This is a genomic window from Citrobacter sp. C5_2 (assembly GCF_014596845.2).
Lineage (GTDB): Bacteria > Pseudomonadota > Gammaproteobacteria > Enterobacterales > Enterobacteriaceae > Citrobacter > Citrobacter werkmanii.
Map to the genome: position 1 here is coordinate 1,988,726 of NZ_CP115032.1, position 22,389 is coordinate 2,011,114.

The 22,389-nt window shown below is 53.8% G+C and carries 26 protein-coding genes and 1 riboswitch; of the genes, 12 read left to right on the plus strand and 14 right to left on the minus strand.

Annotation, left to right across the window (positions count from 1 at the left end):
- Nucleotide 1: 1 nt before the first annotated feature.
- From pduP to pduA, 14 genes are read right to left on the minus strand one after another with little or no spacing between them, the layout of a single operon-like run.
- Entirely contained in the window at nucleotides 2-1,387 is a 1,386-nt protein-coding gene (pduP, locus tag ICA20_RS09525; protein WP_038641689.1) for a CoA-acylating propionaldehyde dehydrogenase PduP, read from the minus strand.
- The gene (pduO, locus tag ICA20_RS09530; protein WP_038641687.1) at nucleotides 1,384-2,391 is read right to left on the minus strand and encodes a two-domain cob(I)yrinic acid a,c-diamide adenosyltransferase PduO; all 1,008 of its coding nucleotides are present in this window, start codon (nucleotides 2,389-2,391) and stop codon (nucleotides 1,384-1,386) included. The genes pduP and pduO overlap by 4 nt, the downstream gene beginning before the upstream one ends.
- 8 nt (nucleotides 2,392-2,399) lie before the next feature.
- Nucleotides 2,400-2,675 carry a EutN/CcmL family microcompartment protein gene (locus ICA20_RS09535; protein WP_038641685.1) on the minus strand — a complete coding sequence of 92 codons (276 nt, stop codon included), beginning with the start codon at nucleotides 2,673-2,675 and terminating at the stop codon, nucleotides 2,400-2,402.
- Between the two features lie 3 nt (nucleotides 2,676-2,678).
- On the minus strand, nucleotides 2,679-3,170 hold the full coding sequence (gene pduM / locus ICA20_RS09540; protein ID WP_038641683.1) for a microcompartment protein PduM: 492 nt from the start codon (nucleotides 3,168-3,170) through the stop codon (nucleotides 2,679-2,681).
- Nucleotides 3,167-3,799, minus strand: a complete 633-nt coding sequence (locus tag ICA20_RS09545; RefSeq protein WP_038641680.1) for a phosphate propanoyltransferase — start codon at nucleotides 3,797-3,799, stop codon at nucleotides 3,167-3,169. The genes pduM and ICA20_RS09545 overlap by 4 nt, the downstream gene beginning before the upstream one ends.
- Nucleotides 3,799-4,263 (minus strand): BMC domain-containing protein, encoded by a 465-nt coding sequence (locus ICA20_RS09550; protein ID WP_038641678.1) that lies wholly within the window; start codon nucleotides 4,261-4,263, stop codon nucleotides 3,799-3,801. The genes ICA20_RS09545 and ICA20_RS09550 overlap by 1 nt, the downstream gene beginning before the upstream one ends.
- A gap of 24 nt (nucleotides 4,264-4,287) precedes the next feature.
- On the minus strand, nucleotides 4,288-4,563 hold the full coding sequence (gene pduJ, locus ICA20_RS09555; RefSeq protein WP_001057752.1) for a propanediol utilization microcompartment protein PduJ: 276 nt from the start codon (nucleotides 4,561-4,563) through the stop codon (nucleotides 4,288-4,290).
- Nucleotides 4,564-4,582: 19 nt separating this feature from the next.
- Complete coding sequence (locus ICA20_RS09560; protein ID WP_038641675.1) at nucleotides 4,583-4,933, minus strand: glycerol dehydratase reactivase beta/small subunit family protein; 351 nt, start codon at nucleotides 4,931-4,933, stop codon at nucleotides 4,583-4,585.
- Nucleotides 4,923-6,755, minus strand: a complete 1,833-nt coding sequence (locus tag ICA20_RS09565; RefSeq protein WP_038641673.1) for a diol dehydratase reactivase subunit alpha — start codon at nucleotides 6,753-6,755, stop codon at nucleotides 4,923-4,925. The genes ICA20_RS09560 and ICA20_RS09565 overlap by 11 nt, the downstream gene beginning before the upstream one ends.
- Before the next feature lie 15 nt (nucleotides 6,756-6,770).
- Nucleotides 6,771-7,289, minus strand: a complete 519-nt coding sequence (gene pduE, locus ICA20_RS09570) for a propanediol dehydratase small subunit PduE (RefSeq protein ID WP_016153529.1) — start codon at nucleotides 7,287-7,289, stop codon at nucleotides 6,771-6,773.
- A gap of 14 nt (nucleotides 7,290-7,303) precedes the next feature.
- Entirely contained in the window at nucleotides 7,304-7,978 is a 675-nt protein-coding gene (gene pduD, locus ICA20_RS09575; RefSeq protein WP_038641670.1) for a propanediol dehydratase medium subunit PduD, read from the minus strand.
- A 10-nt stretch (nucleotides 7,979-7,988) separates the two neighbouring features.
- Complete coding sequence (gene pduC, locus ICA20_RS09580) at nucleotides 7,989-9,653, minus strand: propanediol dehydratase large subunit PduC (protein ID WP_038641668.1); 1,665 nt, start codon at nucleotides 9,651-9,653, stop codon at nucleotides 7,989-7,991.
- Between the two features lie 18 nt (nucleotides 9,654-9,671).
- A complete protein-coding gene (gene pduB, locus ICA20_RS09585) occupies nucleotides 9,672-10,484 on the minus strand; it encodes a propanediol utilization microcompartment protein PduB (protein ID WP_003030252.1) in 813 nt (270 codons plus the stop codon).
- Nucleotides 10,484-10,765, minus strand: coding sequence for a propanediol utilization microcompartment protein PduA (gene pduA, locus ICA20_RS09590; RefSeq protein WP_003030255.1), 282 nt, complete (start codon nucleotides 10,763-10,765; stop codon nucleotides 10,484-10,486). Before pduA ends, pduB begins: the two co-directional genes overlap by 1 nt.
- Before the next feature lie 524 nt (nucleotides 10,766-11,289).
- Here pduA and pduF point away from each other — a divergent pair.
- The 12 genes from pduF (at nucleotide 11,290) to ICA20_RS09650 (ending at nucleotide 22,385) form a co-directional block, all read left to right on the plus strand.
- Nucleotides 11,290-12,099 carry a propanediol diffusion facilitator PduF gene (gene pduF / locus ICA20_RS09595; protein WP_038641665.1) on the plus strand — a complete coding sequence of 270 codons (810 nt, stop codon included), beginning with the start codon at nucleotides 11,290-11,292 and terminating at the stop codon, nucleotides 12,097-12,099.
- A gap of 203 nt (nucleotides 12,100-12,302) precedes the next feature.
- Nucleotides 12,303-13,214: a regulatory protein PocR gene (gene pocR, locus ICA20_RS09600; protein WP_006683984.1), complete on the plus strand. Its 912-nt coding sequence runs from the start codon at nucleotides 12,303-12,305 to the stop codon at nucleotides 13,212-13,214.
- Between the two features lie 329 nt (nucleotides 13,215-13,543).
- A riboswitch (cobalamin riboswitch) is annotated at nucleotides 13,544-13,719 on the plus strand.
- An 87-nt stretch (nucleotides 13,720-13,806) separates the two neighbouring features.
- On the plus strand, nucleotides 13,807-15,186 hold the full coding sequence (locus ICA20_RS09605; protein WP_038641663.1) for a cobyrinate a,c-diamide synthase: 1,380 nt from the start codon (nucleotides 13,807-13,809) through the stop codon (nucleotides 15,184-15,186).
- Nucleotides 15,183-16,142 carry an adenosylcobinamide-phosphate synthase CbiB gene (cbiB, locus tag ICA20_RS09610; protein WP_038641661.1) on the plus strand — a complete coding sequence of 320 codons (960 nt, stop codon included), beginning with the start codon at nucleotides 15,183-15,185 and terminating at the stop codon, nucleotides 16,140-16,142. The genes ICA20_RS09605 and cbiB overlap by 4 nt, the downstream gene beginning before the upstream one ends.
- Before the next feature lie 10 nt (nucleotides 16,143-16,152).
- Nucleotides 16,153-16,785, plus strand: a complete 633-nt coding sequence (locus ICA20_RS09615) for a cobalt-precorrin-8 methylmutase (protein WP_038641659.1) — start codon at nucleotides 16,153-16,155, stop codon at nucleotides 16,783-16,785.
- Nucleotides 16,782-17,918: a cobalt-precorrin-5B (C(1))-methyltransferase CbiD gene (cbiD, locus tag ICA20_RS09620; protein ID WP_038641657.1), complete on the plus strand. Its 1,137-nt coding sequence runs from the start codon at nucleotides 16,782-16,784 to the stop codon at nucleotides 17,916-17,918. Before ICA20_RS09615 ends, cbiD begins: the two co-directional genes overlap by 4 nt.
- On the plus strand, nucleotides 17,912-18,517 hold the full coding sequence (locus tag ICA20_RS09625) for a cobalt-precorrin-7 (C(5))-methyltransferase (protein WP_038641655.1): 606 nt from the start codon (nucleotides 17,912-17,914) through the stop codon (nucleotides 18,515-18,517). The genes cbiD and ICA20_RS09625 overlap by 7 nt, the downstream gene beginning before the upstream one ends.
- Complete coding sequence (locus ICA20_RS09630) at nucleotides 18,507-19,076, plus strand: decarboxylating cobalt-precorrin-6B (C(15))-methyltransferase (protein ID WP_038641653.1); 570 nt, start codon at nucleotides 18,507-18,509, stop codon at nucleotides 19,074-19,076. Before ICA20_RS09625 ends, ICA20_RS09630 begins: the two co-directional genes overlap by 11 nt.
- Nucleotides 19,069-19,842, plus strand: a complete 774-nt coding sequence (locus tag ICA20_RS09635; RefSeq protein ID WP_038641651.1) for a cobalt-precorrin-4 methyltransferase — start codon at nucleotides 19,069-19,071, stop codon at nucleotides 19,840-19,842. The genes ICA20_RS09630 and ICA20_RS09635 overlap by 8 nt, the downstream gene beginning before the upstream one ends.
- Entirely contained in the window at nucleotides 19,823-20,878 is a 1,056-nt protein-coding gene (cbiG, locus tag ICA20_RS09640) for a cobalt-precorrin 5A hydrolase (RefSeq protein WP_038641649.1), read from the plus strand. Before ICA20_RS09635 ends, cbiG begins: the two co-directional genes overlap by 20 nt.
- On the plus strand, nucleotides 20,878-21,603 hold the full coding sequence (locus ICA20_RS09645; protein ID WP_003030278.1) for a precorrin-3B C(17)-methyltransferase: 726 nt from the start codon (nucleotides 20,878-20,880) through the stop codon (nucleotides 21,601-21,603). Before cbiG ends, ICA20_RS09645 begins: the two co-directional genes overlap by 1 nt.
- Nucleotides 21,600-22,385, plus strand: a complete 786-nt coding sequence (locus ICA20_RS09650; protein ID WP_038641647.1) for a cobalt-precorrin-6A reductase — start codon at nucleotides 21,600-21,602, stop codon at nucleotides 22,383-22,385. The genes ICA20_RS09645 and ICA20_RS09650 overlap by 4 nt, the downstream gene beginning before the upstream one ends.
- Nucleotides 22,386-22,389: the final 4 nt, after the last annotated feature.

Here is a 22,389-nt window from a genome sequence, read left to right on the forward strand (position 1 = left end):
ATTAGCGAATAGAAAAACCGTTTGTCAGCACGCAACGACGAGAACGTGCGAAAGTACGTGCCGATGTTGTTCCTTCACCGGTCGGCGTCGCAATTGTGAAAGTGGTAAAGCCTTCACCACCCACGCCAATCCCGGCGTAAGAGGGGCCATTTTTCACAAAAATGGAGGTCTGAAGCGTGCGTGCGGCAAGATTCAAACGCGACACATTCTGTGAATGCATAATGGCGGTGTGATGCAATCCCTCTTCAACTTTCAGAGCCAACGTTAACGCACTGTCAAAATCGCTCACCGTGACGATGGGGAGCATTGGCATTAGCTGCTCGCTGGTAACCCACGGGTCGTCAGCCTTGACGATACCTATCAGTAATCGAGGCGCTTTTGCCGGAACAGGTATTCCTGCGGCTTCCAGTAAGGTGGCCGGGCTTTTTCCTACCAGCTTTTTATTGGCCATGCCTTCGGGCAAACAGACTGCCCGCAGTTTGTCTACCTCTTCGCTCGTGAGAAGCAGTGCGCCAAAAGACTGCATTTGTTGAACCAGGCGTTCGGCAACGGCACTAACAACAATCAGGCTCTTCTCAGCAATGCAGGGGAGGTTGTAATCAAAAGATGCGCCGTTGATGATATCTTCCGCCGCCTTAACCAGGTCGGCTGTTTCATCGACAATACAGGGAGGGTTGCCTGCGCCTGCGCCAATGACTTTTTTCCCGCTTTTCATACCCATAGCTACAATGCCTGGGCCACCGGTAATCGCCAGAACTGCGATTTTAGGGTGTGCCATCATCTGCTGGGTAGCCTCAAAGGTGGGTTCTGTGACCGTGACGACAAGATTCCGGATCCCGCAGCAGCGGAAAACAATATCCTCAATCATGGCAATCAGTTTCAGTGAGACCGCTTTCGCGCCCGGATGCGGGCTAAAATAAACGCTGTTCCCCGCAGCCAGCATACTGATGCTGTTGTTAATAATGGTTTCCGTCGGGTTGGTACTGGGGGCGACGGAGCCAATCACGCCAAACGGTGAATACTCGAATAACACCATGCCGCCATCGCCGGTCAGTGCCGTGGTGGTGAGATCTTCGATCCCTGGAGTATTGTCCAGCGCAGCTTTATTCTTGAGGAATTTATCCTCTTTGTTGCCCATTCCTGTTTCGGCTGCGCTCTCAGCGGCCAGGGAAGCAAGATGAGGGGTCAGTTCTTCTCGCAGGGCGTGAATGATGGCGCTGCGGGTTTTTAATGGCGATTGCTGGTAACGTAAAAAAGCCTGATGCGCGGCTTCGATAGCTTCACCCACGGACGGAAAAATTCCGTTTCCTTTGGTTTCTGTTTTTGCCGGGGCGAGTTGTTCACTCAAAATGTTACGGATGAGGGTTTCAAGTTCTGAAGTATTCATTGATGTGTTCTCACGTTAATCGCCGCAATGGCCGTTTCTGCAATGTCCATATCCTGTTCAACGCTTCCCCCGCTGATGCCAAGACCCCCAAGGAGTAGACCCTCTCGCCATAATGCGTATCCGCCACCAAAAGTGACGACTTTTCCCTGCATATGGCTTTCCAGACCGTAAAGCGCCGCGCCTGGTTGCACCGCTGACGTTAATTCATGCGTGGCGGTTTTCATCGCCACGGCGGTCCAGGCTTTTTTGGGTGCCAGTTCGCTACTGACGAGCAATGCGTCAGGCATACGCCAGGTCACCGTTTGGGTCCCGTTCGCATCAACAATGCTGATGACGACCGGAACCTGAAGTTCTTCTGCTCTCGTCACCGCAGCGCGAGTCAGTTGATGGAGCTCCTGAAAAGACAGAGACATCGCCGGCTCCTTTATGGCTGATGTACGGATGGCGGCGAGATAACGCTCAGCCACTTTCTGAATAATGTCGTTTTGATGTGCGTCATGATCTTCTGCCCGTGCGAGCGCATATAAGCAGTCGGACAGACGATTGATGTAACGCATCAGCACATGTCTGACGGCGATATCGGCAGAAAGCTCGACCAGTCGCCTCTCTGCGCGGCGAGCCAGCGTACGGGCAAAATGCAGACGGCTGGCCGCTTCGCTGCGGCCCGGTAAAATAAAGCTGCGCAGCGGCGGTACTCTCCCCATCGCGGTATCGATGGCGGTTTCCAGCGCTGCAATTTCTTCTGAACTGATGTAGCGCTGCTCTGGGTTTGGTTGTTGGCTCTCGCTGGCGAGTTCGGCGCTGAACCAAAAAAGCTGCAGTTGAATGTTTTCAAGTAACTGGCGGTGCTGTGGGCTTTTCGCCGCGCAAACGCACAGGCTAAGCGCCGCATTGAGTTCGTCCAGCGTCCCGTAAGCCTCGACGCGCGGATGCGTTTTGCTTACGCGTTGCCCGGTAAAGAGGGCCGTTGTGCCGGCATCGCCAGTGCGGGTATAAATCGCCATAGTTCCTCCTAACGAGAAAGCGTGTCGACAATGCCGACAATAGCCAGATCGATGGCCTCATTTGGGCCGGAGAAAACGTGCCGGGCACTGGAGCCGCTGCTGAGTAAAACCAGTTCTCCGGTTCCTGCGCCGACAGAATCAACGGCGACTTCGTCCCCGGTCGTCGGGGAGGCTGGCAGCTCTCCGTCAACACTCACCCGACGTACCAGCAACAGCTTTTTCCCCACCAGTGAAGGGGACTTTTGCGTGGAGACAACAACGCCTGTAACCCGTGCCAGATGCATAGCTCACTCCTGCTTAATTAATTGGACATTTCGCGTACTGACAGTTTCCTGAGCCAGCGCAGTGACGACGCATCGACGGCGTAGCACTAAAACCGCATCGTGCAATTGGGCGACGTCGGCGTAACTGAGAAGTTTTTCAGGATGCAGAACGATCGCTCGCCCCAGTTCGTCACCAAACTCCAGCGGCAGACGCGCGAGTTTTTTCACGGGTACTGCGGGTAACAATTGGTGATGTAGAGAAATTTTCACGCGGACTCCGCATGCCAGCGCTTCGTGGATCGTGACTACCGACATATTGGCAGGGCTGCTTTCGACAATTTGCTCCAGCAGGAGCAGGTCAGCCTGCAAAATGTGCAGTGACGAGTATTGGCAGCATAATATCCGTGGGTCTACTTCCCGTAACTGCGCGACGCTGAGGGAGATCGTGCTTGCCGCGCGTTTTTTTAATCGGGAAACAACCTCCTCGATAATGCGTTGCAGCAGTTCGTTGTTCATTGTGAAGTCACCAGTGTGGCGAATGCCTGCGGATTATCCGCCCCTGCGGCATTGGCTTCGTCGGTATCAATATGCATCTCAAGGCGCATATCCGGCGAAACGCGTACGGCGACGTTATCGAAAATCAGCCGGCGTTCATCGCCATTAATGGCGACCGAGACTTTATCACCATGGGAAACCCGCAGAATCAGGGCATCGAGCGGCGACATATGGATATGCCGTTGAGCAACGATGACGCCGGATGTTAAGTCCAGTTCAGCAAATGGACTGACAAGGCGAATACCCGGCGTGCCCTGAATATTGCCCGACATACGCAGCGGGGCAGCAATACCTAGCGTACGGGCATCGGTGCGTGAAATTTCAACCTGACTGGCGCTACGTAGCGGGCCGAGTAAACGCACATTTTTTAACTGTCCTTTAGGTCCAACCAGCGTGACGGTCTGCTCTGCAGCGTATTGTCCGGGCTGCAATAGCCCTTTTTTCTTGCTGATAGGCTGATTGGGAAACAAACGGACGTAATCTTCAGTGCAAAGATGAATATGACGATTAGAGATCCCCAGCGGAATAGGGCGCTCGCGCATTTCATCCAGAACTTTGGCGACCGTTGACTTGAGTTGCTGTTTATCCATCACGCTTTACCTCGTTTGCCAGAGTGCAGACAAAGAGAGCGGGGCTCACCTTTCTGGCGGGTACAGGCTGGGTCAAGGCACAGATTGCAGCTAATCAACTCCGCATTTTGCGGCGCTTCGGACGCTGTGCTGTCCACCAACATCTCTTCTTGCGGCTCGACCTGGATGGGGGCGGGTGTTGGCTCGGGTTCCGGTGTAACGCTATGTGACAGGATTCCGTCCCCTGGTCTGGAAATGACTTTGTGAGCCACCAGCCCATCGCGTTGGTCCGCGAAACTGACACCGGTAGAAATGGCCGCCTGCACGGAGGCCACATCCCCGATTATCTTGATCACCGTCCAGCCTGAACCGTTGGTTTTTTCGAGGCCCACCAGCGTGATGGAGGCGGCTTTCGCCATGACGTCCGCGCAACTGATGGCTAATGCCAGACCACTAACTTCGAGTAATCCCAGTGATTGCTTCACGCTGTGCTCCTTGGTTGCAACGACTTATGCGGATTTAGGTAAAATGGCTTCAACGTCGCTGTGCGGACGCGGGATAACGTGGCAGGATTTCACCTCGCCAACGGCGCTTGCAGCTGCGCTTCCTGCATCTACTGCGGCTTTCACCGCGCCGACATCGCCGCGAACCATAACGGTGATCAGACCTGAGCCGATTTTTTCGTAACCGACCAACTGCACGTTTGCGGATTTCACCATGGCATCAGCGGCTTCAATAGCGCCGACAAGCCCTTTTGTTTCAACCAGTCCCAGTGCGTTATTCATACTGCTTGTCTCCTGTGGGTTATGAGTGGCATTCTCGGAATGGAATGCCTTTAACCAGCCGCGCAGCGTTATTACCGATGCTGCGACGAGCGTGGTTATCTTGTTGATACATCAGCGTAAAAAGCGGCGCTGACGCGGGTAGATTTTTGTAGTGCACGACCAGTTTTTCGCGACTGCAGCCAATGCCAACCAGCAGCGGCGACTGGCATGCGGCGAGCCATGCGTTGTGGATAACGTCGGCTGAATGGTTCTCCTGAATCACAAACGGGATCCCTTCTTCTTCAATACCCAGCAGCACGTCGTTCCAGGTGTCAGCACAGTCACCGGTGGTGAAGATAACGATAGCGGGCGTGTTGAGATTACTTTCCATGAGCGAACGCCTTGTGCCAGGAGAGAATCAGCCCGGTCGCGACCGCATTGCGCGGACCCTCGGTGCCACGAATGTTGCCGCGCCCGGCAACCAGGCGATAATGCGCCAGCGCATCGGTGACCAGTTGCGGTACTTCGAAGTCCAGGGACGAGCCGCCAACCAGCACCACGAAGGGAATATCCCGAATGTTCCCGGTCGGACTCACCTGACGTAATGCTCTGAGCGCGTTGGTGACAAAAACGCGCTCCTTGGCGCTGCGGCGAATGGCCCGTACTTTCTCCAGCGCCAGTTCGCCTGGCAGGGGCACCAGCTCATCAGGTTTTACTACGCACACGCGGGCAAAAACCGTTGGCGGAAGAGGTTCAGGGAAGAACTGAACGCTGCCATCTTCGTGGCGAAGATGGAACAAGCTCTCAACTTTCGCCAGCGGGTACTTTTTGATCTCTTCGGCCAGATAACGGTCATCCAGCCCCAGTTCACGGGCAATAATCATCGTGACCATATCGCCCGCGCCCGCCAGGTGTGTGGCAATAATTTCGCCTTTCGGGTTGATGATGGAGGCGTCGGTCGATCCCGCACCGAGATCCAGAATAGCCAGTGGTCGCGTCGTACCCGGAGTGGTTAAGGCCCCGAGAATGGCCGCTTCGGCTTCAGCCCCGCCAACCTGGACATCAATGTTGAGCTTTTGCGTGATCTCCTGGGCAATCATTGCCATTTGCAGGCGATCTGATTTCACCATTGAGGCAATACCGACAGCCTGTTCCAGCGAAAACTCACCGGCAAGTCCACCGGTCACGCTGACGGGAACCGAGGTATCAACCGCCAGTAGATCCTGAATAAAGATTTCCTGACTGGGTTTGTTGGTTAATTCAGCCATTGTCTGGCGTACATGTTCCAGCATGCCGCCAATATTGGTCCCCGCTTCGCCGGTAACGTTATCCAGTTTCGGGCACTCGCCAACGGCTTTCATAATCGCGTCAGCGCCTGCTGCAACGTCGACGCGTACGGTACGCCCTTGTGACTGTAGCTCCAGATTCCCGGCGGGAATGGCTCGTGCTTTCACATCGCCTGACGGCGTTTTCACCACCACGGCAGAGCGGTTGCCGATCAGCGCGCGCGCCATCGGGACAATGTTTTTAGTCTCGTCGGCATTGAGACCAAAGACAGTTGCAATCCCGTAGGGGTTAGAAAGCGTTTCAATGACCTTTCCGGGAACCGCGACCTCAATAGCAGCTAACATACCCAATGGGATACGGTCGATATGAAGCACTTCATCCACGATGGGCAGGGGGTGAGTCAGACGATTGCTGACCAACACGCCATCGTCTTGCTGCAAAATTACGCCAGTTAACTGGTATCCGGCGCGTACCGAGGCATTAATCATCGTGGCGACATCGGCGAAATCAAATGCCGATGACACCACCAGAATATAAGGTGTATCCGCCGGACGGCTGAGCAGCTCTTCCGGCGTAATAGTAATGCCAACACCCAGCCCGACACCGCCCGGCGTTTTAGGGTTATGGCCGATCATGGTGGATTCAGTGATGATGGTTTCGGTGATTGTTTCCATCGCCACGTCGCCAATGACCGGAGTGGCTTCGTTAATACGGATGAGCGAAATATCGCTGACATTGATGCCGGCGTTTTTTGCTGCCAGCGTAAGTGCCTCCTGAATGCCAAACACATTACGCAATGTGCCTTTTATCCCGGTAGTTTCTGCCAGGGCGCTGTTGGTAATACACAGCGCGCCAGACTCATCCAGGGTAGCCAGAGCGACTTCCGTTGATGAGTTACCTATATCAATGCCAGCTATATATCGCATGATCCTGTCCCTGAGTTAGTCGTCGCCTTTGAGTTTTTTACGCTCAACATACAGCGCTGCCGCTTCACGAACGAAAGCCGCACAGATCTTTGCCTGATAACGATTTTCGAGATCGTCAGCGATAGCCATCAGCTCATCTTTAGTCGAGCGATACGGGCGTAGCGCGTTGTAGATCTCCAGGATGCGATCGTCAGGTACAGCGGTTAGCTCTGCGGCGCGCTCAAAGTTCATCGCCAGCCTGTCACGCCCGGCATCTTTGGCGATTTCCGCCTGCAGGCGCAGCGTTTCAGGCGTGATGCGCATGTCCTGTGCCGTCACCTTGTTGCTCAGAACATTTTCGAGCGTGAAGTCATCCAAGGTTTTGTTGGTCGCGGTTTTTACCCACTCAGGATGTTTATTCGCAAGAGGGTAATCCGTGACTTTCGCGGTATGTGCTGATGAACTTGCCGCAACCGGAGTTGCGGACTCGCCTTGCAGGCTGTTCATCCGGCTCAGCACATCCCGAACCATCGATTCAATTGCGTCGGTATTCATGGAGTTATCCTTTATCAAAGCGCCACGCGCAGTTCCTGCGGGTTTTTGCCCGTCACGACATATTTGGTCTCTTTAATGTGCAGAATGGCCGATTTCGCCTGGTACTTAGGTCGAGCCATCTGGTCATTCAGAGTAGGGACCGGTTGCGGAGATTCACGCTTGGCATAACGCGCGGCGTTTTTACCGATCTGACGATAGGTTTCCAGCGTCAGAAGCGGCGCCTGAGGGAACAGTTCCAGATTAGAAAGCGGCGGTAACCCCTGCTGGTGGATAACCGTGGTGCCTTTTGACTGGATGCCGATAGAGATCCCGGAACCGCTCAGACGGTTGCCTTCCACGGCGACAAACGCGACATCAGAGGATTTAAAGCAGCGGATAACGCGTGCTTTAATGCCTTCCTCTTCAATCCCGGCAATCACTTCGCGCAAGATATTCTTATGCGGGATCCCGACGATATTGACGGTTTGTGAGAGCCCGAACGCTGGACCTACGGCAATAATCACTTCGTCTTGCTGCTGACCTTGTTTAGCTTCGCCAATCTCGGTCAGAAAACTGTCGCTCTGTACCGCTGCGGCCTGCGGCGCGCTTGCCGCTGTCGATGCGTGGAATGAGACGGGTTTGTCGCTGGTCTGCATTTCAGACAGCACGTCTTCAATTATCTGGCGCAGCAACTTTTCATTAATTTCCATTTTTCACCCCTTAGCCAAGCTCGTTGGGATCAAGTGCGCCAGGGATGTTTTTGATCTCTTCCCAGCGTTCGCCTTGCAGGCGATAACCTGTTGCCGGACCGGCATAGTCATTGACGTCATTTACTGCGGATAGCACCTGTCCGTCGCCAACGATAATGGCGGAGGTATGCAGATAATCCCCGGTTAACTTGGCTTTCTGGATGTTGAGCATGTCCTGCGCAACATCGGTAAACCCGCCCTGAGCAAGCGCTTTTACCACTTCAAGACCGTTGCGATTTTTACTGATGATCTCTTGTGCAAATTTGATGTCTTCAACGATGTTGCGCTCTGGCATATCTTTCGATCCGTGAGCGTAAGTCGCAGCTTCCACTTCTTCATCAGTGATTGGCGGTAATCCCATCCCGGCAAACACAGCCTGCAGCGCGCGGGCCGCTTTGTTACGAATGGCGATAACATCTTCTTCTCGAACCGGACGCAGGCCTCCGTCCACTTTCAGGTCGCGCTGGATAACGTTGTAGTCGTCAAAGTCTTCAGCATCTTCGTTGGAACCGGCGAACATGTTGTCGTAGTTCGGTACCGCGGAATAACCGGAAGAGATGAAGTCAGTACCTGGCAGGAACTGCATCAGCAGACGCGCGGTACGACGCATATCCGAGTGGGTAAAGGTCTGATCGTTGCTGGAGGCGCATTCCAGATCCAGAGAAGAACAGATCAGGTTTTCGGCCAGAACCGCACGAATACCGGACGGGACGGCAGAAGGTACGCCGATGCAGCTTACTGAGCCGTTTTGCAAACCCTGCACGCCAGCGGCTTTGGTGATGTAAATGCAGCGGGCTTCCAGATAAAGCATCGATTTACCTTCGGCATAACCCATCTGAACTTCAGAGCCAGAGCCGGAAGTAAAGCGCATTTTCAGGCCGCGAGAGGCGTAGGAAGAGGCGAGGAAGCCTTTCGACCATGGTGTGTCGTCGCCGTCGGTAAAGACGGGTTCTGTACCATAGACGGAGATAGTTTCCGCGTAGCATGTGTGGCCCAGCATGCCGAGCTTAAGTTCGGTTGCTTCTTCCAGAGAGCACTGAGTTAACACGCCAGGGCGTCCAACCTGTGAACCGACTAACAAGGCAATGGCGTTAAATGGCGCGTAGCGTGCGACGGCAACGGTCGTTTCCTGTTCGTCAAATCCGCGCCATGCGCCTTCTGCAGCGTCAGCGGCAATCTGTACCGGGTTATCCTTGACGTTAGTGACGTGCGCCTGTTGAGACGGAGTTCGACGAGCACGCATTTTCTGCATGGCCATCATCATCTCGACGACGTTCATATGGGACACCACTTCGACAATTTTTGCTGGTGTCATGGCGGTGGTCAGCGGCACGATATCTTTGCGCTTCACGTTAGGGTCGCAAAGCATATTGGCCAGTTTGACCGAGTCCATTGCCATGACTTCTTCAGCGCGCGCCAGGTTAATGCCGTAGCGGGCAATGAAATGGTCAATTAAGTCAAATTCACTGGCGGATTTGCCGTCCAGTTCAGTCACAGTACCGTTGACGATTTTAATTGATGGTTTAGGGTCGTTCGGGCTTTCCATCGCAATGAAGCCTTCTTCGATCCACTCCTTAACGAAACCATCCTGATTCACAGGGCGTTTCGCCAGTGCTTCAAATCTTTTCGATCTCATGAATCAGCCTCACTGATATCAGATGTAGGACGGACGATCGTTTTTCGGCTCTGAGCCGAGGGTCCCGAGTACGGTTTTACCGATTTCACGGGCGGAGATAACAGCCTGACGAACTGCGCCGGAATCACCAGAGATGACCAGAATGGCTTCGTTGCTGAAGCTGGTGCCATGGGCCGGGGAGCTGTAGGCTACAACTTCTACATTGGCGGATTTCAGCGCAGTATCAGCCATCAGGACACCCACGGAGGCTGGTGCGCCGACAATCACGCCACAGGCTCGGCCAATCGGCGCGCCAAAGGCTTTTTCCAGCGCGTAGCTGGCGCGGGCGGTGTATTGCATCTCGATGTGACCGGCTTCGTTGGCATAAACATCGCCAAAGGTGCGATCCAGCTCTTTCAGCGCAACCTCAATTCCGCGTTTCACGTCGGAAACATCGTTGCCGCCGAGGATAATCAGCGAGCCGTGGCCCGCGCCGCCTTTGGTATCTCGTGGTAATTCAATACTGACGACTTCCGTATTTGTTGCTTTTACCGCTTCATCGGCGGCCATAATGTGCGGACCCGCGCCAGTACGGGCGCCAAGGATGCCAATGGAGCGATAACGTTTTTCAAGTTTCATCGCGTCCAGTAAGGCGCTGTCTACGTTGGCGATTACCAGACCGACGGTGTCGCCAATCGCGGTACCGACAAACTCCGTTAAACTGCAGCTTTTCTCTGCCATAGCCGTTTCTCGTGTTGGGTGATTATTTTCAGGGATAGCCTGCTGTTCTGGGGTTGCCACGCGAGCAATCACCTGCGCCATGATCTGTTCAACCAGCTCATTGCTGCTCATTAGCTAATTCCCTTCGGTAAGATTTTTTCTACATCGGTATGAGGGCGCGGGATAACGTGTACGGCTTTCACTTCTCCCACATTACGGGCTGCGGCGGCGCCGGCATCTGTTGCTGCTTTGACTGCGCCGACATCGCCGCGGACAATAACGGTTACCAGCCCCGAACCAATTTTTTCGTAGCCGACCAGCATTACATTGGCTGATTTCACCATTGCATCTGCGGCCTCTATGGCTGCAGTTAAGCCTTTGGTTTCTACCATTCCTAACGCTTCTTGTTGCATAAAGACCTCGCCTGGGTTGTCCCGATATTCATGACTATAAAAAGAAGCGAGGAAAAAGAATGGCTGAGTTGAAAGTATGAATGAAAAAATAGTGAGGTTATGGTGATATAAAATTGCTGCGTTTTATTTTATCTTTTTGTTTTTAATGGTTATTTTTTATTTTCATAATATGAATATTTAGTTATGTTAATTCCATATTTACACTTTTGTTAGTGACATTAAAAATGGCATTTGCTATGCGGAAAAATGAAAATGTGATGATTGTCTGAAAACATAATTCTGCCAATAGCAATATTTTATCGTTTCACAAATGTACCACTAATAGTGGATTTCCCTGTGTTCTCGCCTGTTTTAATAAAAGTGATAGCAAGAATTTGCTATCTCAGCACGATTTTGAGGGGCATGCCGCCTTCAGATTGCCAACATTTTGCCGATACGGCTTTTTATAGTAAGCCTTGAAGTATTCTACGTACCAGCAAGGAGTCCGCTGGTAAAGACACGAACTCTGCTTAGAAGGTGTCACAATGAACGATTCACTAAAAGCGCAATGCATTGCTGAGTTTTTGGGTACCGGGCTGTTTTTGTTTTTTGGCATCGGATGCCTGAGCGCACTTAAAGTCGCGGGCGCCAGTTTGGGATTATGGGAGATCTGCATCATATGGGGGTTGGGGATCTCGCTTGCCGTTTACCTGACAGCGGGAATTTCTGGCGCGCATCTCAATCCTGCAATCACCATCGCCCTGTGGTTATTTGCCTGTTTTCCGGGGCGCAAAGTTGTGCCATACACCGTAGCGCAGGTTGCGGGTGCCTTTGGCGGCGCGTTGCTAGCCTATCTGCTGTACGGAAGTCTATTTACCGAGTATGAGTCTGCCCATCAAATGGTGCGCGGCAGCCTTGAAAGCCTGCAACTGGCCAGTATTTTTAGTACTTATCCAGCGGCGGCGCTCAGCGTCTGGCAGGCTGCGCTGGTTGAAGTAGTGATCACTTCCATTCTGATGGGCATGATCATGGCACTTACCGATGACGGTAATGGCGTCCCCCGAGGGCCATTGGCGCCTTTATTGATTGGCATTCTGGTGGCTGTTCTCGGTGCATCTACCGGGCCGCTCACCGGATTTGCGATGAACCCGGCACGTGATTTCGGTCCAAAAATATTTGCATGGATGGCCGGGTGGGGAGATGTGGCGATGACTGGCGGGCGTGATATCCCTTATTTCATCGTACCGATTGTGGCCCCCATCATCGGTGCGTGCGCGGGCGCAGCAATTTATCGTTATTTTATTGGCAAAAATTTACCGTGTAATACGTGTAAACTGGAGGAAAATGAGAGCTAGCTTCACGGAAGATGTTTATTTTTGAAGCGTAAAAACTGTTTTCGTGATCCGGTTTCCTGAACCGCTGAAAAAGTCTCCCCACAATGGGAGACTTTTGTTATGTTCGATGATGACTTTCATCAGCGCCTAGGAAAGCGAGATGAAACTGGATGTGTAAATAGTATGTTTTATTTATAACAATAAATTAACTGAGAGGTTTTATCATGATTTCTGCGAGTGCCCTGAACTCAGAACTCATTAATAAAATCGCACAGGATTTTGCGCAGGCCACCAGTCTGGCTGTTGTGGTTGTCAATATTCACGGTGATGAAATTTCTGAGCTTTTTAATTTCACCCCTTTTTGTCAGTTGATGCGCCAGCATCCTCAGCACAGTACCCGTTGTCGTATGAGCGATCGCTGTGGCGGGCTGGAAGCTTCAAAATCTGATCAACCCTGCATCTATCGCTGCCACGCGGGGCTTACCGACTTTTCAATTCCGCTGGTAATTGCGGGTCACCTGGTTGGGTTCGTATTGTGCGGTCAGGTGCGTTTAAGTAACGATGTCGGCCTGGTGGATATCCTGAACGTCGATGACCGTTGGCAAGCCGATCCCGAACTGCTCAGTGAATTTCGTAATGTGCCGGAGATGGACTATTCGCGCGTTATCGCCTCGGCGGATCTGCTAAAGCTCATCGTGGAAAATTGCCTTAAAAAACAACTAAATTTTGTGGTTATCAAAGACAACCCGCAGCAGGCAGAGCCAGTACGCGCCAACCGAACGCCGAATCCTCACGACAGCAAAATGAAAAAAGCGCTGCGCTATATTGATGCGCATTTGTCAGATGAGTTACGCCTGGAAGATGTTGCGTCTCATGTTTACCTTAGCCCTTACTATTTCAGTAAATTGTTCAAAAAATATCAGGGTATCGGGTTTAACGCTTGGGTAAATCAACAGCGAATGGCGAGTGCCAAAGAGTTGCTCTGTCATAGTGACTGGAGCATAGCCAGCATTGCGCGTAATTTAGGCTTTTCACAAACCAGTTATTTCTGCAAAGTATTCCGCCAGACGTATCAGGTTACGCCGCAGGCATTTCGCCAGCAAATAAATGTCATTTCACGCGGTGAGTCCGCTTAAATAGCAATATTTTGCTATTGCCGATTTTTGATATCGGGCGCTATGTCAGTAATTATAAAATGAAAAGTAACAACAGCAGTCAATAAATTGTCATAGCGCAACAAAATAATAGTATTAGAGGGATAAACTGCACCAGTTTTTATTTTTGTGATGAGATACAGTGTCTGTATGCCTGACTTTCTTTATTCTTTGCAGACACTTTCATTCAAAATGTGAACATGTGAATAAGTGGGTTTATGCCAGATAATTGGCTGAATGAACCCGGAAAGATATTAAATTGAATTATTGTCATGAGGTCGTGAATTTACCTCATAACAGGGAGCTTAATTACGGCTCTTGAACTGACAGGTTTGCCACATTTGTGGTAGGGAAGGGGGTGAGAATCCCCCGCAGCCCCCGCTGCTGTGATGCTGACGACCCCGTATGGACCACTGATCGCAAGATTGGGAAGGACGGGTGAGGATGACGCTAAGCCAGAAGACCTGCCTGTCAGTGACTACCAACAACTTCGGTGGGAAGTGGGTGGTTCAGATGCATACAGTCGAGAGACTGGGTATCTCTACACCCCTACCACCCTGAACAGGATCAGGGTATGGCGGCCAATTTTCACGCATTTGTTCTTGCAGGTACCGGAAGCGGCTGTGGTAAAACCACGGTGACGCTGGGCTTGTTGAGCTTGTTGAAAAAACGCGGTTTACGCGTCCAGCCTTGCAAAGTGGGGCCTGATTACCTAGATACCGGCTGGCATACAGCGGTATGCGGTACCGCTTCCCGCAATCTTGATAGCTTCATGCTTCCCGCTTCCACTCTGAATGCTTTATTCCGCGAGCAGATGCAACATGCCGATATCGCCGTGATTGAAGGCGTGATGGGGTTGTATGACGGTTATGGTACCGATCCGAACTACTGCAGTACCGCCGCGATGGCCAAACAGTTAGGTTGCCCGGTCATCTTACTGGTTGATGGTAAAGCTGTTTCCACCTCGATAGCCGCAACGGTAATGGGTTTTCAGCATTTTGATCCCACGCTGAACATCGCCGGGGTGATCGTTAATCGGGTCAACAGCGAAACGCATTATCAGCTGCTGAAGGTGGCGATTGAGCGTTACTGTTCCGTTCCTGTATTAGGCTACGTTCCCCGTATGGAAGGCGTTGCGCTTCCGGAGCGTCATCTGGGGCTGGTTACTGCGCGTGAGTCTGTTATCAATCAGCAGCCGTGGCAGGACTTTGCCGCGACGCTGGAGCAGACGCTGGATATCGATGCTCTACTGAAATTAAGCCAGCTAAACACCCTCCCTGCGGGTGAATGGCCTACGCTTCCCGATACTGATGCCGGAGAAGGGCTAACGCTTGCTATCGCTGATGACGAAGCGTTCAACTTTTATTACCCGGACAATATTACTTTGCTTGAACGCACGGGGTTGAAGATTGTTCGTTTTAGCCCGTTGCACGACACCTGTTTACCTGATTGTCAGATGATCTGGCTGGGTGGCGGATACCCTGAGTTACATGCTGCGGGTCTGGCCCGCAATGTCCCGATGCTTAAGCAATTGCGAGCCGCACATCACCGCGGCGTGGCGATTTACGCCGAGTGCGGTGGGCTGATGTATCTCGGCAGCTCGCTGGAGGACAGCCACGGTGATAGCTGGTTGATGGCGGATATCATTCCCGGTCACAGCAAAATGGGGAAACGACTGACCCGATTTGGCTACTGCGAGGCGCAGGCCGCGCAGCAAACCTTGTTAGCTGCAGAAGGCGAAGTACTGCGTGGGCATGAATTTCACTACTCAGATTTTATTCCTGAAACTCCCGCGGTGATGCACTGTCGCAAAGTGCGCGATGGCAAAACGTTGCAGACCTGGTCCGGCGGCTGGCAGGTGGGTAACACTTTCGCCAGCTATCTACACGTTCATTTTGCTCAACGTCCGCAGATGCTTAACCATTGGTTGGCAGCCGCGAGGAGCGCGCTATGACGATCCTTGCGTGGTGTGTTGCCTGGCTGCTTGATTTTATTATCGGCGATCCGCAGAACTGGCCGCATCCGGTGCGCTGGATTGGCAATCTGATTTCTGCCATGCAGCGAGTCGTGCGGCGCTACTGCCATAGCGATCGTGCGTTGCGCATTGGTGGCGCGGCGATGTGGGTAGTGGTGGTTGGCCTGACCTGGGCTGTGTCCTGGGGCGTACTGGCGCTGGCGCACTCTATTCATCCCTGGCTTGGTTGGGTGGTAGAGGTTTGGATGATCTTTACCGTGCTGGCGGGGCGCTGTCTGGCGAACGCCGCGCAGGATGTCGAACGTCCGTTGCGTGCCGGTAACCTTGCCGCAAGTCGGGAAAAGTTATCTTGGATCGTAGGTCGCGATACCTCGCAATTACAACCTCAGCAGATCAATCGTGCCGTGGTGGAAACCGTGGCCGAAAACACCGTTGATGGCATCATCGCGCCGCTGTTTTTCCTTCTTCTCGGCGGCGCGCCTTTGGCGATGGCCTACAAAGCGGTAAATACCCTTGACTCCATGGTGGGTTACAAACATGAAAAATACCGCGCTATCGGTATGGTCAGCGCGCGTCTGGATGATGTCGCAAATTATATTCCTGCGAGACTGAGCTGGCTGTTGCTGGGCGCGGCTGCATTTTTATGCCGTCAGGACGGCTCGCGTGCTTTGCAGATCGGCTGGCGCGATCGCTACAACCACAGTAGCCCAAACTGCGCGTGGTCGGAGGCCTCCGTTGCCGGGGCATTAGGTATTCGTCTGGGTGGCCCTAATGACTACTTTGGCGAGCGCGTTGAGAAACCGTGGATTGGTGATGCACAACGCGACATTTCGGTAGACGACATTTCCCATACGATTCGATTGATGTGGGTGGCATCGACGCTGGCACTGGCGCTGTTTATCGCGCTGCGGTGGCTGCTGGTCGGTGTAGCCTGAGGACAACACTATGCAATATATCCAGCAACCCCAGGCTATTGAGGCCAAAAGTTTCGACATTATTGGCGAGATTATCCGTGAAACCCGTCCGGACTATCAGTTTGCCAGTCCGTTGCATGAAGCCATTATCAAGCGGGTCATTCACACCACGGCGGATTTCGACTGGCTGGACATTCTGTGGTTTTCCAGTGATGTGCTGGAGCAGTTCTGCTCGGCGCTTAGCCGTTCGAGCGTGATTTATACCGATACCACCATGGCCCTTTCCGGGATCAATAAAACGCTGCTGGCAAAATTTGGCGGCGAGTGCCGCTGCTATATCAGCGATCCACGAGTCGTACGTACGGCAAAAGAGCAGGGGATCACCCGCTCAATGGCGGCTGTCGATATTGCGGTGAAAGAAGAGGGGGAAAAGCTGTTTGTTTTTGGCAACGCGCCGACAGCGCTGTTCCGCCTGCTTGAGCATGATGTTGCGGTTAGCGGTGTGGTTGGTGTACCGGTTGGGTTCGTTGGTGCTGAAGAGTCGAAAGATGCCCTGACCCAAAGCAACCTGCCGGCCATTGCTGCGTTAGGACGTAAAGGGGGGAGTAACGTCGCCGCTGCTATCGTCAATGCCATGCTTTATCACATGCAGGGGGCGCGATGAGCGAGGCCTTCGATACGCCGGTGTGGCACAACGGCAAAGCGCTGCGTAAAGGATATACCACGGGATCGTGCGCGACGGCGGCTGCAAAAGTGGCGGCGCTGATGGTATTGCGCCAGCACCTGATCCATCAGGTTTCCATCGTGACGCCTTCCGGGGTGACGCTGTGCCTGAACGTCGAATCGCCGCATATCGAAGGGCAGCAGGCGATAGCCGCGATCCGTAAAGACGGTGGCGATGATGTCGATGCCACGCATGGCATGCTGATTTTTGCCCGCGTGACGTTAGATGATAGTGGCGTGATCGCCTTACAGGGCGGTGAAGGGGTCGGTACGGTTACCCGCAAAGGGATCGGTCTACCGGTGGGGAGTTCGGCGATTAACCGCACACCTCGCCAGACCATTGAGTCGGCGGTACGTGAAGCGATTGGTCCAAATCGTGGGGCGCAGATTGAAATCTTCGCGCCGGAAGGCGAAGAGCGGGCGCAAAAAACTTACAACTCGCGGCTTGGCATTCTGGGCGGCATTTCGATTATTGGCACCACGGGTATCGTCACGCCAATGTCGGAAGAGAGCTGGAAGCGTTCGCTGTCGCTGGAGCTGGAAATTAAACGCGCGGCGGGTCTGGATCGCGTGGTTCTGGTGCCGGGAAACCACGGTGAACGTTTTGTGCGTGAACAGATGGGCATCGACACCCAGGTTGTGGTCACCATGAGCAACTTTGTCGGCTACATGATTGAAGAAGCCGTCCGTCTGGGATTTCGGCAAATCGTGCTGGTGGGACATCCCGGGAAACTTATCAAAATCGCGGCGGGGATCTTCCATACCCACAGCCATATTGCCGATGCGCGTATGGAAACGCTGGTGGCCCATCTCGCGTTGCTTGGCGCGCCTCTGGAACTGCTGAGGCTGGTCAGCGACTGCGATACTACCGAAGCGGCGATGGAACACATCGACGCGTACGGCTTTCAGCATATTTATAACCATCTGGCGGAGCGTATCTGTATGCGCGTTCTGCAAACGTTGCGCTTTACCAAAAATCCCCCGACCTGCGACGCTATCATGTTCTCGTTTGACAATCAGGTGCTTGGCAGTAATCGCCCGATCGCAGAAATTGCTGAGGAGATGCAATGTTAATCGTTGTGGGAATGGGACCCGCAGGTTTGCATTTGATGACGCCTGCGGCGCGTGAAGCGGTCGCAACGGCTGACGTGCTGGTCGGCGGAAAGCGGCATTTGCAGCAATTCCCGGATTTCACCGGTGAACGGTTTGCTCTTGGCGCCAATATCGCGGAGCTCCTGAACTGGATAACTGCGCACAAGGATAAGCATGTCGTCGTGCTGGCGTCTGGCGATCCGTTGTTCTACGGCATTGGGACGCGCATGGTGGCGCATTTTGGCATCGGGCAGGTACGCATTATTCCCGGTATTAGCGCGGTGCAGTATCTGTGCGCGCAGTCCGGTATCGATATGAACGATATGTGGCTGACCAGTAGCCACGGGCGCAGCGTCTGTTTCGATGAACTGGCCCGACATAACAAGGTGGGGATGGTAACAGATGCGTTGTGCGGCCCACGTGAAATCGCGCAGCAGCTAATCACTCGAGGCAAGGGACATCGCTGGATGGTTATTGGCGAAAACCTGGCGATGGAAAACGAGCGGATCCATGTCCTGCCTGTGAGTGAAATTAATGCCGACTATGACATGAATGCAGTGGTGATCCTTGATGAAAGATGAGCTGTTTCTGCGTGGAGAGAAGGTGCCGATGACCAAAGAAGCGGTACGCGCACTTGCCCTCTCAAAACTTGAATTACACCGCGCCAGTCACCTGATTGATATTGGTGCGGGAACAGGCAGCGTGTCGATAGAAGCGGCGCTGCAATATCCTGGATTGCGCGTGACGGCAATCGAACGTAACCCGGCGGCGCTCAGGTTGCTGGATGAAAATCGCCAGCATTTTGCCTGCGCAAATATCGACATTTTTCCCGGCGTTGCGCCAATGACCATCGCCGAAAAAGCCGATGCCATTTTTATGGGCGGCAGCGGTGGGCATCTGACCGATCTCATTGACTGGTCGATGCGTCAACTGCATCCCGCCGGGCGGCTGGTAATGACGTTTATCCTCCAGGAAAACCTCAATACCGCGCTGGCTCATCTGGACCATCTTGGCGTACAGGGAGTGGATTGCCTGCAGCTACAGGTTTCCTCGCTTACCACGCTTGGCAGTGGTCATTATTTCAAACCGAATAACCCCGTATTTGTTATCGCCTGTCAGAAGGAAGGAAACCATGTCTGAGATTTTTGATCCCCGTAGCGTGTGGTTCGTTGGCGCAGGTCCTGGCGATCGCGAGCTGATTACCCTCAAAGGTTACCGTTTGCTACAGCAGGCGCAGGTGGTTATCTACGCTGGATCGCTGATTAACACCGAACTGCTGGAATATTGCCCCGCCGGTGCTGAATGCCACGACAGCGCTGAACTGCATCTGGAGCAGATCCTCGATCTGATGGAAGCTGGCGTGAAGGCTGGCAAGACCGTGGTGCGTCTGCAAACTGGCGATGTCTCACTGTACGGTTCCGTCCGCGAGCAGGGCGAGGAACTGACCAAACGCGGGATCGACTGGCAGGTGGTGCCCGGCGTCAGCGCATTCCTCGGTGCGGCGGCGGAACTCGGCGTGGAGTATACCGTGCCTGAAGTCTCCCAAAGCCTGATCATTACTCGTCTGGAAGGACGCACGCCGGTCCCCGAGCGCGAACAACTGGAGTCGTTTGCCAGCCACCGAACCTCAATGGCGATTTATCTTTCCGTCCAGCGTATTCATCGGGTGGCCGAGCGTTTGATTGAAGGCGGTTATCCGGCGACCACGCCAGTGGCGGTGATCTACAAGGCGACCTGGCCAGAAAGCCAGACCGTGCGCGGTACTCTGGCGGATATTGGCGACAAGGTTCGCGATGCGGGCATCCGCAAAACGGCCCTGATTCTGGTCGGTGATTTCCTGGGCTCGGAGTATCACTACTCCAAACTCTATGCGGCGGACTTTAGCCATGAATACCGTAAAGCCTGAGTCAATTGCGCTTTTTTGCCTGACGCCAGGCGGCGTTGTGCTGGCGAAACGTCTGGCGGCTATGCTGCCGGTCACCTGTTTTACCAGTGAAAAGCTGCTGGAGGAGGGGTTTATTCCCTTTGAAAACGGCTTTGCCAATACCGCCCGCGAAGCGTTTATGAATTATTCGGCGCTGATTTTTATCGGGGCGACCGGCATTGCGGTGCGCGTACTGGCCCCGCTGGTCAACGATAAATTTTGCGATCCGGCGGTGGTGGTCATTGATGAACGTGCCCAGCATGTCATCAGCCTGCTCTCCGGCCACGCAGGGGGCGCGAATGCGCTGGCGCGTTATCTGGCAGGCATGTTGGGCGCCGACCCGGTAATCACCACGGCGACGGATGTCAACGATATGGCGGCCCTGGATACGCTGGCATTCCAGTTGAATGCCCGGATGAGCGATTTCCGTTCGGCGGTGAAGATCGTGAATCAGATGCTGGTCAGCAACAAACGGGTTGGCCTGTGGTGGGATGACGAACTGACCCAGGATATCAGCCATTGCGATCGCCGTGGTTTTATTACGGTAACCGATCTCAATCAGCTTCCCGAACTGGATGCGCTGGTATGTATCACATTACGCACCAACTTACCCGAACTGCCTGTTCCGCACTGGAAGCTGGTGCCGCAGCGGGTCGTGGCCGGAATTGGTTGTCGCCGCGACACACCGTTTCCACTGCTGGCTGCGCTGCTTGCCCGTCAACTTGAAGCCCAGCAACTCGACCCGCTGGCGCTCAAAGCCATTGGCAGTATCACGCTGAAAAAAGATGAACAGGGGCTCATCCAGTTGGCTTCGTGCTGCCGCGTGCCTTTCGAAACCTTTTCCGCTGACGCGCTGCGTGAGCATGAACACCGTTTTCCGGCCTCATCGTTTGTTCGTAAAACGGTGGGTACAGGAAGCGTTTCTGGTCCTGCAGCCTGGCTGCTGAGCCACGGACAACTGTTAGGCGAGACCCTGCGCGAACAGGGCGTCACTATCACTTTGGGAGTTTCACACTGATGTTAAGCGTAATTGGAATTGGCCCTGGCTCGCAGGCAATGATGACCATGGAAGCCGTTGAAGCACTGCAGGCAGCGGAAATCATCGTTGGCTATAAAACCTACACCCATCTGGTTAAGGCCTTTACTGGCGACAAACAGGTGATCAAAACCGGGATGTGCAAGGAGATTGAACGCTGTCAGGCGGCGATCGAACTGGCGCAGGCGGGTCACAATGTGGCACTCATCAGCAGCGGTGATGCGGGGATTTACGGGATGGCCGGGCTGGTGCTGGAGCTGGTCAGTAAGCAAAAGCTGGATGTTGAGGTCAGACTGATCCCAGGCATGACTGCCAGCATCGCCGCCGCCTCCTTACTGGGCGCGCCGTTGATGCACGACTTCTGCCACATCAGCTTAAGCGATCTGCTGACGCCATGGCCGGTTATCGAAAAACGCATCGTTGCCGCTGGCGAAGCCGACTTTGTCATCTGTTTCTACAACCCGCGCAGTCGGGGTCGTGAAGGACATCTGGCGCGCGCATTTGAGCTGCTTTCAGCCAGCAAGAGCGCACAAACGCCGGTCGGTATCGTGAAGTCAGCCGGACGTAAAAAGCAGGAAAAATGGCTGACCACTCTCGGTGAAATGGACTTTGAACCGGTTGATATGACCAGTCTGGTGATCGTTGGCAACAAAACAACCTACGTGCAGGACGGCCTGATGATCACGCCACGAGGTTATGTGCTGTGAATTACGGTGACGTGTTGGTCATGGGCGGTACCAGCGATGCGCGCATGCTGTGTCAGCAACTGGATGCGGCAAACGTGGCCTACACCCTGTCAGTGGCGACCCCAACGGGGAAGCAACTGGCGGGAGACATCAAAGGCCAGGTGCGTTGCGGACGTCTGGAGCGTGAGCAAATGATTGCCTGGCTGCAGGAAAATCGGACGCGCTGGGTGATTGACGCCTCGCATCCGTATGCCGAGGTGGTGAGCCGCAATATCGTGAGCGCTTGCGAAGCGGCGGGCGTGCTGCTTAGCCGCTACCAGCGTCCTGAGCAGTTGAGTGGTTTAACTCACCCGCATCTGTTTACCGTACAGAGTATTCAGCAAGCCTGCGAGGTTGCGCGACGCTTCGGTAAACGCGTGTTGCTCACCACCGGCAGTAAAGATTTAGCCATCTGGCGTGAAAGATTAGCGGAAAAAACGCTGCTGGCGCGCGTTCTGCCTGTACCTGAGGTCATTCAGCAATGCGCGGATCTGGGCTTTGGCGTCGGTGAAATTTTTGCGTTGTGCGGGCCGTTTAGCGCCGAGTTCAACGCCGCGTTTTACCGTCAGTGTCAGGCTGATGTGGTGATCACCAAAGCATCTGGTGCGGAAGGTGGTTATCAGGAAAAAGTTCAACCCTGTCTGGATGCCGGTATCCCCTGCATCGTAATTACACGTCCGGCACCGTTGGTGACGGGAGAAGAGTTACTGGAAAGTCAGGCCGCATTTGGGGCGCGTTTAACGCGCTGGCTGGCCGCTGCTTAAGGAG